18 protein-coding genes are annotated in these 16,078 nt (G+C 60.3%); 11 read left to right on the top strand and 7 right to left on the bottom strand.

Going from position 1 to position 16,078, the window contains the following annotated elements:
* Nucleotides 1-89: 89 nt before the first annotated feature.
* Both RVM27_RS16245 and RVM27_RS16240 read right to left on the bottom strand, forming a co-directional pair.
* Nucleotides 90-617, bottom strand: a complete 528-nt coding sequence (locus tag RVM27_RS16245) for a cytochrome b (RefSeq protein WP_081138894.1) — start codon at nt 615-617, stop codon at nt 90-92.
* Nucleotides 618-739: 122 nt separating this feature from the next.
* Nucleotides 740-1,300 (bottom strand): hypothetical protein, encoded by a 561-nt coding sequence (locus RVM27_RS16240; protein WP_498957008.1) that lies wholly within the window; start codon nt 1,298-1,300, stop codon nt 740-742.
* Between the two features lie 174 nt (nt 1,301-1,474).
* Here RVM27_RS16240 and RVM27_RS16235 point away from each other — a divergent pair, with 174 nt between their 5' ends.
* Nucleotides 1,475-1,879 carry a RidA family protein gene (locus RVM27_RS16235; RefSeq protein ID WP_081138892.1) on the top strand — a complete coding sequence of 135 codons (405 nt, stop codon included), beginning with the start codon at nt 1,475-1,477 and terminating at the stop codon, nt 1,877-1,879.
* Between the two features lie 10 nt (nt 1,880-1,889).
* Here RVM27_RS16235 and RVM27_RS16230 read toward each other — a convergent pair whose 3' ends face one another.
* A complete protein-coding gene (locus RVM27_RS16230; protein WP_498957007.1) occupies nt 1,890-3,335 on the bottom strand; it encodes a cobyric acid synthase CobQ in 1,446 nt (481 codons plus the stop codon).
* Nucleotides 3,336-3,569: 234 nt separating this feature from the next.
* Between RVM27_RS16230 and RVM27_RS16225 the strand changes: the two genes are divergently transcribed.
* From RVM27_RS16225 to RVM27_RS16200, 6 genes are read left to right on the top strand one after another with little or no spacing between them, the layout of a single operon-like run.
* Nucleotides 3,570-4,607 (top strand): helix-turn-helix transcriptional regulator, encoded by a 1,038-nt coding sequence (locus RVM27_RS16225; protein WP_498957006.1) that lies wholly within the window; start codon nt 3,570-3,572, stop codon nt 4,605-4,607.
* Nucleotides 4,604-5,620 carry an ABC transporter substrate-binding protein gene (locus RVM27_RS16220; protein ID WP_498957005.1) on the top strand — a complete coding sequence of 339 codons (1,017 nt, stop codon included), beginning with the start codon at nt 4,604-4,606 and terminating at the stop codon, nt 5,618-5,620. The genes RVM27_RS16225 and RVM27_RS16220 overlap by 4 nt, the downstream gene beginning before the upstream one ends.
* A 2-nt stretch (nt 5,621-5,622) precedes the next feature.
* Nucleotides 5,623-6,519, top strand: a complete 897-nt coding sequence (locus tag RVM27_RS16215; protein ID WP_498957004.1) for an ABC transporter permease — start codon at nt 5,623-5,625, stop codon at nt 6,517-6,519.
* Entirely contained in the window at nt 6,516-7,301 is a 786-nt protein-coding gene (locus RVM27_RS16210; protein WP_498957003.1) for an ABC transporter permease, read from the top strand. Before RVM27_RS16215 ends, RVM27_RS16210 begins: the two co-directional genes overlap by 4 nt.
* Before the next feature lie 55 nt (nt 7,302-7,356).
* Nucleotides 7,357-8,439 (top strand): ABC transporter ATP-binding protein, encoded by a 1,083-nt coding sequence (locus RVM27_RS16205; protein WP_498957002.1) that lies wholly within the window; start codon nt 7,357-7,359, stop codon nt 8,437-8,439.
* On the top strand, nt 8,432-9,295 hold the full coding sequence (locus tag RVM27_RS16200; protein ID WP_498941580.1) for a phosphodiesterase: 864 nt from the start codon (nt 8,432-8,434) through the stop codon (nt 9,293-9,295). Before RVM27_RS16205 ends, RVM27_RS16200 begins: the two co-directional genes overlap by 8 nt.
* Before the next feature lie 66 nt (nt 9,296-9,361).
* Here RVM27_RS16200 and RVM27_RS16195 read toward each other — a convergent pair whose 3' ends face one another.
* On the bottom strand, nt 9,362-10,486 hold the full coding sequence (locus RVM27_RS16195) for a cytochrome P450 family protein (RefSeq protein WP_498941581.1): 1,125 nt from the start codon (nt 10,484-10,486) through the stop codon (nt 9,362-9,364).
* A 206-nt stretch (nt 10,487-10,692) separates the two neighbouring features.
* Here RVM27_RS16195 and RVM27_RS16190 point away from each other — a divergent pair, with 206 nt between their 5' ends.
* Nucleotides 10,693-11,613 (top strand): glutaminase, encoded by a 921-nt coding sequence (locus tag RVM27_RS16190; protein ID WP_498941582.1) that lies wholly within the window; start codon nt 10,693-10,695, stop codon nt 11,611-11,613.
* A 34-nt stretch (nt 11,614-11,647) separates the two neighbouring features.
* Here RVM27_RS16190 and RVM27_RS16185 read toward each other — a convergent pair whose 3' ends face one another.
* Together RVM27_RS16185 and RVM27_RS16180 are read right to left on the bottom strand one after the other, a co-directional pair.
* Nucleotides 11,648-12,496, bottom strand: a complete 849-nt coding sequence (locus tag RVM27_RS16185; RefSeq protein WP_498957001.1) for a bifunctional transcriptional activator/DNA repair enzyme AdaA — start codon at nt 12,494-12,496, stop codon at nt 11,648-11,650.
* A 93-nt stretch (nt 12,497-12,589) separates the two neighbouring features.
* Complete coding sequence (locus RVM27_RS16180) at nt 12,590-13,048, bottom strand: hypothetical protein (RefSeq protein WP_287804673.1); 459 nt, start codon at nt 13,046-13,048, stop codon at nt 12,590-12,592.
* A gap of 91 nt (nt 13,049-13,139) precedes the next feature.
* On the opposite strand from RVM27_RS16180, the gene RVM27_RS16175 reads away from it, so the two are divergent.
* Entirely contained in the window at nt 13,140-13,742 is a 603-nt protein-coding gene (locus tag RVM27_RS16175) for a YqaA family protein (RefSeq protein ID WP_039179656.1), read from the top strand.
* Between the two features lie 27 nt (nt 13,743-13,769).
* Here the strand turns inward: RVM27_RS16175 and RVM27_RS16170 are convergent, their stop codons facing one another.
* Entirely contained in the window at nt 13,770-14,177 is a 408-nt protein-coding gene (locus RVM27_RS16170; RefSeq protein WP_081138885.1) for a DUF4019 domain-containing protein, read from the bottom strand.
* A gap of 194 nt (nt 14,178-14,371) precedes the next feature.
* Here RVM27_RS16170 and RVM27_RS16165 point away from each other — a divergent pair, with 194 nt between their 5' ends.
* Nucleotides 14,372-15,004 carry an alternative oxidase gene (locus RVM27_RS16165; RefSeq protein WP_498957000.1) on the top strand — a complete coding sequence of 211 codons (633 nt, stop codon included), beginning with the start codon at nt 14,372-14,374 and terminating at the stop codon, nt 15,002-15,004.
* A 312-nt stretch (nt 15,005-15,316) separates the two neighbouring features.
* Nucleotides 15,317-16,066, top strand: a complete 750-nt coding sequence (locus RVM27_RS16160) for a class I SAM-dependent DNA methyltransferase (RefSeq protein WP_081138883.1) — start codon at nt 15,317-15,319, stop codon at nt 16,064-16,066.
* Nucleotides 16,067-16,078: the final 12 nt, after the last annotated feature.

Here is a 16,078-nt window from a genome sequence, read left to right as displayed (position 1 = left end):
GACTGTTCACCACAACTGCAGCGCACAAAAAACGGCGTGCCCAGGAGGCACGCCGTTTTTATGGACGCTATGCTGAACGGGCGCGCAAGCTATGCCATGCGGGTCATCAGGCTGTGGCCCGTCAAGCGGCGGTGCAGCACCGCCATGCCGATATGGCCCAGCACCAGTACCAGCAGCGCCCAGCCAAGCTCACCGTGCAGCAAGCCGCCCAGGTTGATCATCCACTCCACGCGCTCACCGCCTCCCGACATCAGCGGCACGCCGAATACCTCCAGCGGCCGCCCCGAGCCGTACTGACGAATCAGCGCAATGGTGGGTACCGCGATCATCAGGCCATAGAGTGCCAGATGGCCCAGCTTGGCCATGACGCTCACGGCAGGCGGGCGGCGCGAGGCATTGGCCAACGCCCAGAGCGCCCGCAGCACCACCAGCGTCATCAGCAGCACGCCAACGTTTCGATGAGTGCCCCACAAGAAGCTTTCAATGGCCGTATCTTCCAGCAGCACCCGTGCCCCAGCGCCACTGAATTGCCAAACGAACAGCAGGGCCATGCCCCAGTGCAACGCACGACTCACCAGGCCGTAACGAGACGTCGAATCCATGATCGCAAGCGCCATGATGCAAATTCCTCATAACCATCACTATTGAGGAAGCCATTTTACCCTGAACTTGACGACGCTTCGTGACAACAACGTGCAAACAGGTTCTCAAACGTGGAACACGCCGTTCCACCTGAAGGCTACAAAGACGCCGGGAACTGATTCAAGCCCGCCAGGAAGGCTTCCTTGGCCTGGCCGAAAGCGGGCGCGTCGTGCTTGAAACGACGCAGAATCAACGCCTCGTCCAGCTCCAGGGTGGGCGCCAGCTCATCCACATGGCTGGCAGGATGGCGCGCCACAAGCCCAACGCGCTGGCCCTGCGCCGTGGTCCACCAGCGCTTGAACCCGCACTGCTGGTAGAACGCCTCCTCCTGCTCACTGCTCACCTCGACACGTAGCGGCGCCTTCAGGCTCAGTTCGCTCAGCAGGCGGGCCTTGGCCCCTTCCACCAGCTCGCAGGCATGGGTGACGGTCATGCCCTGGCCTTTCTCGTCCAGCACCAGCAGCGCCAGGGCCAGCGGCTTGCCGTTGCCATCCACCCCCGCCAGCAAGCGCGCGCCTTCCTGGGCAAACAGCACGTTCCGAGTACCGGTGAAGACCACCAGCGGCGTCAACCCTGCCGCCTGGCCATAGACTTCAGCACACAATTTGGCCAAACACGCATCCCGCTGGGCACGTTCACTTACATGGACTACCTTCATGACGCCCTCTCGTTGCGTTCATCTACCCCGCCCTTCAATAAGCGCTGGCGGGCTATAAAAGCCCGCCAGCGTAGAGCAAAGCGCGGGGAGACACCAGCCTGTTTCGATGGAACCCAGTGGTCATGGCATAGTCGCACTATGGGCAAGGCATGTTTGTATTGCCAAGGAGAACACATGACACAGTTCATCAACGATCCTACTCTGCCTAAACCCGACTTTCCGGGCAGCCACATGGTAATCGACGACCACTACGCGTTTATCTCTGGCCTTACCGTGGCCGATCTCTCCAATGGCGACGTAGCCCGTGGTGATGTGAAAGAAGAGGCCCGTTTGGTGATGCGTGAGCTGGAACGCATGCTGGTGCAGGAAGGCGGTAGCCTCGCGGATGTCGTGAGGGTAGATGTTCACTTGGCGGATCTGAAACAGATTAGCGCTTTGGACAGCGTCTATGCTGACTTCTTTGAACCAGGACGCTACCCCGCACGAACTTGCACCGAATCCCCGCATATCTGCGGTGGCAGCCAGGTAGAAATTACCCTGATGGCCAAGCGGGCACGCAAAGCAAGCCCAGAAAAGTAAATGTTTGCCTTCACCTCAGCAAGGCCAGTATTGCTTCGATATCCAGGTGCGCCTCCAGCGTATCGGCCAGGCGGTCCAGCGCCTGTTCACGGTGGGCGGTGTAATCGATGCGACTGGCGCTGGCCAGCCCCAACCGTTCCAGCAAGGCCTGACAGGCATCGGGGTGGTCGAACAACCCGTGCAGGTAGGTCCCCAACACTTGCCCATCTTCGCTGATGGCCCCATCAAAATGGCCACCCAGGTCGAAGAGCGGGCGCTCCAGCGCCTTGCCCTCACTCACGCCGTGATGGATTTCGTAGCCGCTCACCGGCACTTGGCTACCGGCCAGCACTCCGTGCACGTTGCGCAGTTGCTTGGCCGGGGCCATGCGCGTCGAAAGCGCCAGCCAGCCCAGGCCCGCCACCCGTCCGGCGGCTCCCTCCAGCCCTTCGGGGTCGTCCACCCACTCCCCCAGCATCTGAAAACCGCCGCAAATGCCCAGCACCTTGCCCCCGTAACGCAAGTGCCTGGCAATGGCAGCCTCCCACCCTTGGCGCTTCAGCCAGGTCAGGTCGCTGGCGGTGCTTTTACTGCCCGGCAGGATGATCACGTCGGCTGCCGGTATCGGCTGGTCCGGCCCGATAAAGCTCAACGACACCTGCGGGTGCAGGCGCAAGGCATCGAAGTCTGTGTGGTTACTGATGCGTGGCAAGGCAGGCACGATGACGTTCAGGGTGTCGCGCTGTTTTTCTACCTGCACCGTGCCAATGCTGTCTTCGGCATCCAACAGCAGCCCGGGCAGATAGGGCAACGTACCCAGTACCGGTTTGCGGGTGCGCGCCGTCAGCCACTCGAGCCCCGGCTCCAGTAGCCCGATATCCCCCCGAAAACGGTTGATGATGAACCCCCTGGTCCGCGCCTGCTCGCTGTCGCTCAGCAGCGCCAGGGTGCCCACCAGCTGGGCAAACACCCCACCACGGTCGATATCGCCCACCAGCAGTACCGGGCAATCCACGGCTTCGGCAAAGCCCATGTTGGCGATATCCCCCTTGCGCAGGTTGATCTCTGCCGGGCTCCCCGCCCCTTCGGCAATGATCACCTCATGGCGCTGTGACAACGCCTGCCAGGCGGCCATCACGCTCTCCTGGGCGGTACGTTTGAAGGCGTGATAATCCAGCGCATCCATATGGCCATGTACCTTGCCCCGCAGGATCACTTGGGCACCCCGGTCCGTTTCCGGCTTGAGCAGTACCGGGTTCATGTCACTGTGCGGCATCACCCCCGCCGCCTGGGCCTGAAGCGCAGTGGAGCGGCCAATCTCTCCGCCATCGATGGTCACGGCGCTGTTGAGCGCCATGTTCTGGGGCTTGAACGGAGCCACCGAGAACCCCCGGCGCTGCAAAACACGGCACACCCCCGCCACCACGGTACTTTTGCCTGCATCCGAGGTGGTGCCTTGAATCATCAGTGTGGTCATGAAGAGAAGTTGCCATAGTGATCTGGAGCGAGACTGTAGCCAGCCCGTTGGGTGAGCGCAATGTCCCAGACGAAAACTCGCTTATCAAGGCCCGAGGGATGCGGGCTTCGTGGCCTTGTCATCATAACCAAGCCAAAAATACATATTCCCGACATAGAGACGTCACATACCCCCTCTAGCCTAGTACCCAACAAATGAGATCGATCTCATTACCTCAAAGACAGGTACTTTTGCATGGCTGATTTGCTCAGTGTGGCCAAGCTTGCCGGGGTCTCTAGGGCGACGGCGGCCCGCGCTTTTTCCACGCCTGATCTGGTACGCCCGACGACGCGAGAGCGCGTTTTCGATGCGGCCAGGCAGTTGGCATTCAGGCCCAACAAAGTCGCTCAACAGCTGCGCTCCCAAGCCACCCTGATGATCGGCGTGATGGTGCCCAGTCTCGATAACCCGGTATTTGCAGAGCAGTTGCAAGCCATGGAAGTGGCTGCCCGCACGTGCGGTTACTCATTACTGGTGACCACCAGTGAATACTCGCCAGGGCGCGAGAGTGACATCGTCGAAGAGATGCTGCGCCAGCGCGTCGACGGCTTGGTACTCACCGTTGCCGATGCTGGCAATAGCGCTGTATTGGAGAAGCTGCGGCTGGAAAACACCCCCTGCCTGTTGGTCTATAACCCACCTGCCGACAGCGGTTTCGACTCGATTGGCGTCGATAATCACGCTGCCGGTATGGATGCTACCCAGCATCTGATGGCCTTGGGTCACTCGCGCATTGGCATGGTGGCGGGCCCGTTGCTTCAGTCGGACCGAGCGAAACAGCGATATGCAGGCTACTGCCATGCCATGGCCCAGGCAGGGCTCGAAGCTCGCCCTCTGGTGGAAATGGCGCGTCATACCCAAGCAGACCTCGCAAGCCTGATGCCGGAGCTGTCGGGTGTGAATGCGCTCACGGCCGTGATCTGTACCAATGATCTGCTCGCCATCAGCCTGATGGGCAAACTACAGCGCGGGGGCTTTAGTGTACCCGGCGATCTATCCGTCATGGGCTTCGATGGGATTGCCCTGGGCAAACACCTCTACCCTTCACTGTGCACCATCGAGCAACCCCGTGCCGAGATCGGTCGCACCGCCGTTCATGTTCTGTTAGCCAAGATTCGGGGAGAGAACTGTATCCCTGCTCCCCTGCCCCACGCACTGCGTGAGGGCGAAAGCGTCGCTATGCCGACACCCAGCAAGTCCACGTTAGGCACTTCTCAGAGGAGCACATCATGAATCTCAAGCGTCTTTATCAAGCGGTATTCGCCACGACAGTGATCAGTGCATCGGGGGGCGTTATTGCTCAGTCCAGCGATAGCGCCATTTGCTACAACTGCCCACCGGAATGGGCGGATTGGGGCACTCAACTGCGATTGATCGAACAGGAAACCGGCATACGCGTTCCTCAGGACAACAAGAATTCTGGCCAATCACTCGCCCAACTGGTGGCGGAAGCCGGTAGCCCGGTAGCCGATGTCGTCTACTATGGCGTGACCTTTGGCATTCAAGCCATGGAAGAGAACGTGGTGACACCCTATCAGCCCGCCCATTGGGATGAGATTCCGGAAGGTCTGAAGGACCCCGAGGGTAACTGGTTCGCCATTCACTCAGGCACCCTTGGCTTCATGGTCAATGTCGATGCCCTGGATGGCGCACCGGTACCCACATCCTGGGAAGACCTGCTCAAGCCCGAATATCGCGGCATGGTGGGTTATCTCGACCCCGCCAGCGCTTTCGTGGGTTATGTAGGAGCCGTGGCTGTCAACCTGGCCATGGGTGGTGACCTCGATGACTTTACACCGGCAATCGACTACTTCAACGAACTCGCCAACAACGCCCCCATCGTGCCCAAGCAAACCAGTTATGCGCGTGTACTTTCCGGTGAAATTCCCATTCTGCTGGATTACGACTTCAACGCCTACCGTGCTCGTCATGGCGATGGGGCCAACGTGGCGTTCGTCATTCCTGAAGAAGGTAGCGTAGTCGTACCTTACGTGATGAGCCTGGTCAAAGAGGGTCCGAACCCGGAGAACGGCCAACGGGTGCTCGATTTCGTGCTTTCCGACCAGGGTCAAGCCGTATGGGCCGATGCTTATCTACGCCCGGTACGTGAAAGCGCCATCTCCGCCGAAGCTCGGGAAGTCTTCTTACCGGATAGCGATTACGCCCGCGCCGAAGCCGTCGACTACACCGCCATGGCGGCTGCCCAGCGCAGCTTCTCCGAGCGGTATCTGTCGGAGGTGCGTTAATCATGACTGCGGCATCCAGGCAGCCCTCAGGGGCTGCTTCTTACTTGCGTCAACGACCAGGTGGCTCAGGTCATGCATTACGTCTTTACCTTCCCGCGCTGCTGACCTTGCTGCCAGCGCTGGTCATCTTCTGCGCCTTCTGGTTGCTGCCTTTTTCTCGACTGATCGTCATGGGGGCCGAAGCAGATCGCAGTAGTGGCATCAGCGCCTATCTCACCATTCTCACCCATCGCCAGTATTTGATCAGTTTGGCAAACACCATCGGTATTTCGCTGATTGTCTCCTTCACGGCGGTGGCTATCGCGGGCATTGCCGGTTTCTTTCTCGCTCGCCATCACTTTTTCGGCAAATCGGTCCTGGTGGCGATTCTCACGTTTCCGCTGGCCTTTCCGGGCGTCGTCGTGGGGTTTCTGGTCATCATGCTGGGAGGACGACAAGGGGCTCTGGCACAGACCAGCCTGTGGCTGTTTGGTGAGCGCTGGATGTTCGCTTACTCGCTGGCCGGGCTGTTCATCGGTTACCTCTACTTCTCGATTCCCCGCGTGATCACCACCGTGATGGCCGCCTGTGACAACCTGGATAGAAGCCTCGAGGAAGCCGCCCGATCACTGGGCGCCAACACCTGGCAAGTCACCAAGGACGTCATCGTACCCGGCATCGCCCCCGCCTTGCTGTCCACCGGCGCCATCTGTTTTGCGACCAGCATGGGCGCCTTTGGTACGGCATTTACGCTTGGCACACGCCTGAGCATTCTGCCCCTCAACATCTACGGTGAATTCACCAACTACGCCAATTTCGCCATGGCAGCCGCACTCTCCGTCGTGCTGGGCGTCATCACCTGGCTGGCACTGAGTCTTGCTCGCAGGCTGGCTGGCGGCAATCTGGGGGCTTCGGCATGAAATCTCGCCTACGCTTCACGCTTCAGCTGAGCTTCACCCTACTGGTGTGCCTGTTCATGATCGTACCCGTTGCCATGTCGGTGGTGGCGGGGCTGACCGAAAATTACTTCTTGGGGTTGGAGAGTGGGTTGACCCTGCGCTGGGTCAACGAGGTCTGGCAACTCTATGCCGACACCATCTTGCTCTCCATCCAACTGGCACTTGCCTGCTTGCTGATCACGGTCGTGATTGGTGTACCAGCGGCTTATGGCCTGCTGCGCAGCCGTCGGCGCTGGGCCAACGCCATTGAAGAATTACTGCTGTTACCGGTGGCTGTCCCTGGGCTGGCCACCGCCCTGGCGCTGCTGCTGGCGTATGGCAGCTATCGTGAGTTTCGGAGCAGCTGGTTATTCATCCTAGTGGGCCACGTGCTCTTTACGCTCCCGTTCATGGTGCGTGCAGTGCTTGCCGTCATGCAAACCGCCAAGCTTCCTCAACTTGAGGAGGCTGCGGCCAGTTTGGGCGCAAATGTCAGGCAACGCTTTTTCGGCGTAGTCATCCCTAACAGCATGAGCGGCATTCTGGCAGGCGCATTGATGGTGGTGACCCTGTCGATTGGCGAATTCAACATTACCTGGATGCTGCATACGCCACTGACCAAGACACTGCCTGTCGGCCTAGCCGACAGCTACGCCTCCATGCGCCTGGAAGTGGGCTCGGCCTATACGTTGATCTTTCTTGTCATGGTCATACCGCTGCTAGTGGCGATTCAGTGGGCTGGCAAGCTCACCCGACGCCACTGAACGACCGAGCCTACCACTACCATTAACGCCTGATTGCTTGATGCGAGAAACCATCATGAGTTCATCTGTCAGCATTACCCTGACCCAGTGCAGCCGCACCTTCGCTGGCGGCAACACGGCCCTGCAACCACTGGACCTGCACATCGAAGCAGGCGAAACCCTCGTCCTGCTTGGGCCATCAGGCTGTGGCAAAACAACGACCCTGCGCATCATCAGCGGCCTGGAGAGCCCCGACAAGGGTGGACGCGTTCAGTTTGGCAAGCGCGACGTCACGGCGTTACCAATCGAGAAACGCGATGTGGGCATGGTGTTTCAAAACTACGCGCTATTCCCCAACATGAGCGTGGCCGACAATATTGCCTATGGCTTGAAAATACAGCGTCTCCCCCGCGCCGAGATTGAGCAAAGACTCGATGACGTCATGCGCATGGTGGACTTGCAAGGCTTTGGAGAGCGGCGTATCGACGCCCTCTCTGGAGGCCAGAGGCAGCGTGTGGCGCTCGCCCGTGCCATTGCCGTAAGGCCAAAAGTACTTCTGTTCGATGAACCACTGGCCGCTCTGGACGCCAAATTACGCGATCGGTTACGGATCGAAATTGGCCAGCTCTTGCGTGAGCTGGGCACTACCGCCGTCTACGTCACCCACGACCAGGACGAAGCAATGGCCCTGGGTGATCGCATCGCCGTCATGCAGGCTGGCCGCATTGCTCAGTTGGGCTCTCCTCAAGAAATTTACCATCAGCCTGCCAATGCCTTCGTGGCCGATTTCATTGGCGCGGTCAACTGCCTCGAGGTGATCACTACCCGCACCGATGGCGGGCTGGCCGTCCACGGTGGCGAACTCGTGGCCCCGCATTTGACGGGAGTTTCCACGGTCTACTGCCGCCCTGAAGACATACAGGTCGTCCCCGCTGCCCAAGCGGACATACGCGGCAAGGTAGTACAAAGCATTTTTCTGGGTCAGACGCAACGATTGATGGTCGACACCGGTGGCGCTGCCCCCCTTCAGGTCGAAGCCTCTTCCCGCCAGCGCTACTCCCACGATGCCATCATTAGCCTTGCGCTACCCGCCCACGTACTTTTTCATCCCGACAGGCCTACGCCTTCGGTACGCACTCAGGAGGTGGTCAATGGCTAATGACGGATTCGACACTACGATACCCGACCCTTCTTCATGTCTCATCGCACAGATCAGCGACCCACATATCAAGGCGGGCGGCAAACGCTCCTATCGCCAGGTGGATACCGCCCGTGCGCTGAGTCACGCCATCGACACGCTCAACCAGCTCGCCCCTAGGCCTGACCTGGTACTCATCACCGGTGACCTGGTCGATTTTGGCCAGCCTGACGAGTACGCTACCTTCAAGCAGATTCTTGCCGAGTTGACGCTGCCCGTGTATCTGATTCCCGGCAATCATGACGACCGCGCTCACCTACGCGCCGCATTTCCCGAACATCACTATCTGTTTCAGAACCGCGACGCCGTGCAGTGGGTGGTGGAGGAGTATCCGGTGCGGCTCGTGGGGCTCGATTCTTCTGTTCCCGGTAAACCCCACGGGAAACTCAGCGAGGAGAGCCTGCATTGGCTGGAGGCAACGCTTGCCCAGCAACCCCACAAACCAACGCTGGTGATGGTGCATCATCATCCGTTCATGAGCGGCATTGGACATATGGACGCTCAGCCGCTGAAGCATCCAGACGCCCTGGCCAGCGTCATTGCTCGCCATGCCCAGGTCGAGCGCGTGCTATGCGGGCATCTGCACCGCTCAATTCAAGCGCGCTTTGCCCGTACCCTGGCCATTAGCTGCCCGGGGGTTTCCCACCAGGTCAGCCTGGATCTTACTCCAGGCGGCCCCGCTCACTTTCAAATGGAGCCGCCCGGTTACCTGCTTCACCAATGGTCAGCGACCAATGGCATGGTGACGCACCAGGGGTTCATCGAGCGCTATCCTGGGCCTTTCCCGTTTTACGACGAGCACGGGCTGATCGACTAATGCTCTATCGACTCGCCTCTGATGTCGCTTGGCGACGATGCACCCGAAAGCGCAAATGGAACGGGCTCAGCAGGCCCGGCATGGGGCCTCTGCGGAGAGCTTTTCCGGGGGATGAAGTACGATGCTGGCCTGCCCCAACAGGGCAGCCAGGCAGTGGCTGGTCACCAGCAGCACCACATGCCTGCCGGGGCAGATACCCGGCCCACCGCTGAACGGCACCAGCGGCCAAGGCGTTTGGGTGTGGCTATGGCCTTCCGGCGTCAGCCAGAGCTCGGGGGTGAAGCGATGGGCGGCGTGCAGGTAGCGCTCGTCGCGATGAAAGTAGGGTGCGTGAATCAGTACCGAAGTATTGGCGGGCATGGTGCCCGCCTGCCACTGGGTTGGCTGGGTGGTCTGGCGCAGCAGCAGCGGCGTGGTGGGCCACAGGCGTAGCGCTTCCAACAGGGTGGCCTTGAAATCGTCCAGCGGGTGGCCCTGTTGCGCTTTGGCCAGCGCCTGCGCCGCGACATCAGGATGCGCGCTGAGCAGCGCCAGGGCGCGGAAGGTCGCCATGCCCGCCGGCTCGAAGGCAAACAGCCATTGAGGCACCTGCTGCAACGGTGCCTGCTCTCGGCCAGGGCACTGCGGAGCCAGCGCAGACATCAGGCTGCCGGGTGCCGCTTCACGCAGGTAATACGCCAGGCGCTGCTCGAAGCGCTTGCGCAGGCGCTGGCGCTTGGGGCGCAAAAAGCCCCAGTTGGCCGCTTTGCGCAGAGCAGTCAGCTCCTCGGTCAGTACGCGGTCATCGGCGGCGGCGTCGCCCAGCACCACGCGACGAACGATGCGGTCCCAGGTCAGCAGAAAGGTCGGCCAATCCAGCTCGTCATAGCGGGTGGCGACCCGCTCCAGCAGCGCCGTGACCTCTTCCTGCACCACCTGCACGAACGCCTGGGAAGCATCATGGTGAGGACAATCGCTTTGCAGAACCCGCTCGTTCAGCGCCCTGCGCTGCTCGCGGGCCTCTCCTTCGGAAATCAGCGAGAACCCCGGCTCGAAGTGGCTGAGGGCACTGTGCTTGGCCTGCTCATTGGGTGAAAAGGGGGTGGGCGTATGCTCCAGCACATCGTTGGCATCGGCGGGGTCCAGCACCACCGCCATGGACTTCATCGGCACCTTGAGCATCAGCGGCCCCGCGTTGGATATCCTATCCATGAAACCTCCTTTGACCGGGCAGGGTTCAGGCTGCAGTGTAGATGCCACCGGCCCCGCTGCAAGGGCTCCCACTGCAAACAGCATGTTTATCAACTCAAAGGGTTATCAAGGTTATTGCGCAGCGCCTCAGCGGGCTGCCGCCAGCAGACAGCTGGGCTTTTTTCCGCTAGGGTAGCGGCTCCCGCTGCCAAACAACGACGCCCGAGATGCAAACGCTACTGAACGAGATTGCTGACGAGCTATCCCACGCCACCGAGCGCGGCAAGGTGGCCGACTACATTCCCCAACTGGCCCAGGTCGATCCCAACCAGTTTGCCATCAGCCTGGCCACCGTAGAGGGCGAGCGCTTCTCGACGGGCTGCGCCACCACGCCGTTCTCGATTCAGAGTATTTCCAAGGTTTTCACCCTGACCATTGCCCTGGGCAAGCTCGGCGATGCGCTGTGGTCCAACGTCGGCCGCGAACCCTCCGGCGACCCCTTCAACTCCATCGTGCAGCTGGAACACGAGAGCGGTAAACCGCGCAACCCGTTCATCAATGCCGGGGCCATTGCGGTGGTAGACGCCATCATGATGGGCCACGCCCCCAAGGAAACCCTGGCCGAAATATTGAGCTTCGTGCGCTATATCGCCGACGACAACAGCATCTGCTTCGACCATCAGGTCGCCGCCTCGGAAATGCAGCACAAGGACCGTAACGCCTCGCTGGCGCACTTCATGAAAGCCTTTGGGCGGCTGCGCCACGACGTGGACAAAGTGCTTGGCACCTACTTTCACCAGTGCGCCATCGCCATGAGCTGCGAGCAACTGGCCCACGCCGGGCTGTTTCTGGCTTCCGACGGCGTCAACCGCCCCAGCAACCTGCGGGTGGTGTCGCCCCAGCGGGCACGCCGAATCAACTCATTGATGATGATGTGTGGCCACTACGATGCCTCGGGGGAGTTTGCTTTCCGTGTGGGCTTGCCGGGCAAGAGCGGCGTGGGCGGCGGCATTCTGGCCATTGCGCCGGGGCGCGGCTCGCTGGCCGTCTGGTCGCCGGGGCTGGATAGCTACGGCAACAGCCTTCTGGGGGTGCGCGCCCTGGAGATGTTCGTGCAACGCACGGGCTGGTCCATATTTGGACATTAGCGTGCGCTAGCTGGGCACTAGCCGGTCACTCGCTTCAAGCGCTTTCCGAGGATTCCAGATGCTGGGCCACTTCCCAGGCCTGCACCTGGCGTTTCACCTCCAGCCCCCAGCGGTAGCCACCCAGGGCGCCGCTTTGCTGAATCACCCGGTGGCAGGGAATCCACAGCGCCACGGGGTTGGCGCCCACCGCGTTACCCACCGCCCGAGACGATTTCGGCGCCCCCAGCCACTGGGCGATGTGGGAGTAGCTGGCAAGCTGCCCGTCCGGGATCATCAGCAGCGCCCGCCACACGTTGAGCTGAAAGTTGGTGCCCCGCACATGCAGCGAAAGTGCCCCAGGCGCGGCGCGGCGCGGCGGTTCGAACAGCGCCTCGACGGCGTAACGCGTGGCGTCCGGCTGGTGGCACAAGGTACAGCGCGGCCACTCGGCGGCCAGCTGCGCCAGAATCTCCGCTTCGGGTGTCGCTGCCAGAAAGCCCATGCGGCAAATGCCTCTCGGGGTGGTGGCGACCAGCACCTGGCCAAACGGCGTGGGGTGAACCCCATAAGCAATTTCCACGTCCTCCCCCTGGCGCTTGAACTCCCCCGGCGTGACCGCCTCCAGCGTCACGAAATGATCGTAAAGCCGCGAGCCGCCGCTCAGCCCCAGCGCTTCGGCGGTGTCGGCAAGGCTCTGGGAAGAAGCAATCAACTGCTTGCCCCGCGCCAACGTCAACGCTTGTAAAAAGCGCTTCGGGCTCACCCCTACATAGCGGCTGAACAGCCGCTGAAAATGGAACGCACTCAAGTGTACCTGCTCGGCCACCGCCTCCAGGCTCGGCTGCTGGGCGGCGTGGGCCACCATGAAGGCCATGGCTTTTTCGATACGGGCGTAGTCGTTCATCGCGTCCATCTCACGGGCAAAGGGGCAAAAAGAGGCTGATGCTCGCTAAAGCTTACCCAGTGAAAGGCCCGACACCTACCCGAATCTTGCGCACTACACATGCCGGTAAATCACCCGCAAGGGTTGCCCCAGGTGGCCTTGCAGCGACTCGGTCTGTTGAGGGCTCATGGCCCCTGTTCTGGGGTTGATGGCCGTGAGCGAAAACCGAGCGAACCCTTGGGGGAAGGAGTAGTCGAGCTGGTGCACGCTGGCGACACTGCCACAGCACGGCAGCGTCTGAGGAAGGAGCGCAAAGCCACGCTGTGCGTCGTAATCCTGATCCATCAGGAGATGCCACTCAGGAAGGGTCAGCTCTTGCGCGCACAGGTGACAGCGCACGTACTCGAAGTTGCTGCCACAGTCATGAAACATCACATGCTTCGATACCTGCTCGTCTATACTCTCTGCCTCGGGCATCCACTGCCACAACGCAGCCTTGGCCTGGGCTACCTGCTGCGCAGTGAGCAGATAATGAGGCTCTGCCGGAATGATGACGATATGATGATCACTCATGTGAGTCACAGTCTACTCTACACGACAACCCCGCACATTCCTCATGTGCGCCGCCGCCAGTCGGCCATGCCAGTTACGTCAGGAGGACACGATGGCGCTGATCTCTACCCGTACCCAGCACTGGCTGGAGCGTTTGAACGGCTCAAAACACATGCTCTGGCTGATCGCCACCCTCTCGTTTCTGGAAACCATCATACTGCCCGTGCCCATCGAGCTGGTACTGATCCCGTTGATGGCGGTGAACAAACAGCGGATCTGGGCGATTGCCACGGCCACCACGCTGGGCTGCCTGGTGGCGTCGCTGGTGGGCTATAGCGTGGGCATGGTGCTCTATCAATCGCTGGGGACCTGGTTTATCGAGTTCATGGGCATGGAGGAGAGCTATCAGGCGTTTCAGGGCTTCTTCAACCGCTACGGGTTTGCCGCGATTCTGGCCATCGGCATTCTTCCCATCCCCTTCCAGGTGGCCATGATTACCGCCGGGCTCTCCGGTTACCCCATCCTGCTATTCGTGCTGGCGGCGCTGCTCTCACGCGGGCTGCGCTACTACGGGCTGGCCTGGCTGGTGAAACGCTATGGCAAACGGGTTGAAACTCTGTGGAAGCGCCATGCGCTGATGACCAGCCTCGCACTGGGTAGCGCGGTGCTGGTCATCGTGTTGGTCATGCAGGCATTGGCGGGGATGATCGTGTGATAGGCTAGCGGCTGATTGACCCAGCCGTCACTCGATATAGTAACCACTGACCCGCCAGGTGCCGTTTTCCAGATGCGGGGTCACCACTTCCACCACCCGCGGGCGGTTGGCAAACTGGGTCTGGAAGGTAACGACCTTGAAGTCGCCCCGTTCAGCGCCGGGCATGGAGGTGTACTGCGAAACGCGCACTCGGCGGCGCGATTGCACCGAGCCAAAGTCCTTACGCGACAGTGCAACGGTGCGTTCAAGCATGGCAGCAGAAAGCGGTGTACGCAGCAGTGGCGAAGCGGCTTCCCATGCCTGTTCATACTCGCTGTTATCGATCTTCACCAACCACGCCAGCGCCGCCTCCTCTGCTGCCTGCACAGATGCCTGAGCCGTTGCGGTAAGCATCAACAAGGCAGCGGACAACAACAGAGCACGTAATTTGGGCATGGCAGACTCATTAGTGGCTAAGAAAAGACGTACCTCTTTATTATCGGAAAGTCGCAAGGATTCTTTAGCATTTCAGCGCCCATCGCTGCCAGCGACGTCAATCTTTCACCGCAGTGGCAAAAAGATGCTCAAGCGACGAACCCAAAAGCCATACAGAAGTCATACATTAAAATTTTACCTGCAAGGAGTAGACCATGAACAGTCATGATGAGCACACGAGGCCTGGCGAACAATACACACATCACCAACCTCAGGGGCTGTCAGACCGCATTGCCTACCGAGTCGTGAAATTCATGCGTTTTTTTGCCGACAAGTTTTTTGCCGGCCGTTACGGCCATCGTGCCGTCATTCTGGAAACAGTGGCCGCCGTGCCCGGCATGGTGGGAGGGGCGATACAGCACTTGCATGCCATTCGGCGCATCAAGGATGATGATGGCTGGATTCGTACCCTATTGGATGAAGCGGAAAACGAGCGCATGCACCTGATGACCTTTATCGAGGTCGCCAAGCCCAACCGTTTCGAGCGCTTCCTCATTCTCGTAGCCCAAGGCATGTTCTTTAATCTGTTTTTCCTGCTGTATTTATGCTCCAGCAAGACCGCCCACCGCGTGGTCGGCTACCTGGAAGAGGAAGCCGTCTATAGCTACACCGAATACCTGGAAGGTATCGACCGAGGCGATTACGAAAACATCCCGGCGCCCCAAATCGCCATCGATTACTGGAAGCTACCCCAGGATGCGCGGTTGCGCGACGTGGTGATCGCCGTACGTGCCGACGAGGCGAGCCATCGGGACGTCAACCATGACTTCGCCGACCAGCTTTCTTGATGGGCTACCGTAAGCGGCTAACGTGAAAAGCTGTCTCCACAACCCATCACCGGGCACCCTGCACCAGGCCCGGTGATATTAGCCTTTTCAGCTCTCGCCCAGGCATAGCCGCATGAAACAGCTATTGGGGTCAAGCCGGTAGCTGCCGAACGGCCCGCAATACTCGAACCCGAAACGGGCGTATAAACGGCGGGCGGGTTCGAATATGTATCATTGCCCTCTCCGTTGGCTAGCCAAACCCGGCTTCTCAAATACGAAGCGCTCGTATACCATGCGCCACCTCTTTCCTTTAGCGTTCACCGTTAGGCCACCATGTCCGTCAACGCGCTCTACACCGACCTTTCCGGCTATTACGATCTGATGTGCGTCGACATCGACTACCGCGCGCAAAGTAACGCCATTCATCGCCTGCATCAGCTGTTTGGCAACGCGGGCAGCCAGCACTTGGACCTGGCCTGCGGCACCGGCCCCCACGTACGCCATTTTCTGGATGTGGGCTACACCAGCAGCGGGCTGGACATTCACCAGCCGATGCTGGACCTGGCAGCCACCCGCTGCCCGGAAGCTCACTTTTCGCTGCAAGACATGGGCCAGTTCCAAGTGGATGAGCCGGTGGATTTGATCACCTGCTTTTTATACTCCATCCACTACAACGCCAACCTGGAAAAGCTGAGCGCCTGCATCGCCAGCGCCCACCGCGCCCTGCGCACCGGCGGCGTACTGTGCTTCAACAGCGTGGACAAGGAGCGCATCGACAACGCGCTGTTCGTCAAGCACACCGCCCAGCAAGGCGAGGATCGCTTCACGTTTCGTTCGGGTTGGCACTATGCGGGGCACGGGGAACGGCAAACGCTGCGGCTCAGTATCGAAAAGAGCACGCCTGCGGTCACCCAGGTATGGAATGACGAGCACCCCATGGTGGCGGTCAGCTTTGGCGAACTCATCGCCCTGCTGACGCCCTACTTCGAGGTACACGTGTTCGAACACGACTACCAGACCATCACCCCGTGGGACAACGCGTCTGGCAATGCCATCTTCGTGTGCGTGAAGCGCGACGGCTAAGGTATCACCTTA

Source organism: Halomonas sp. KM007 (assembly GCF_050709225.1).
Taxonomy (GTDB): Bacteria; Pseudomonadota; Gammaproteobacteria; order Pseudomonadales; family Halomonadaceae; genus Vreelandella; species Vreelandella hamiltonii.
The sequence above is the reverse complement of the archived record's forward strand: the minus strand, read 5'-3'. Positions and strand labels throughout refer to the sequence as shown.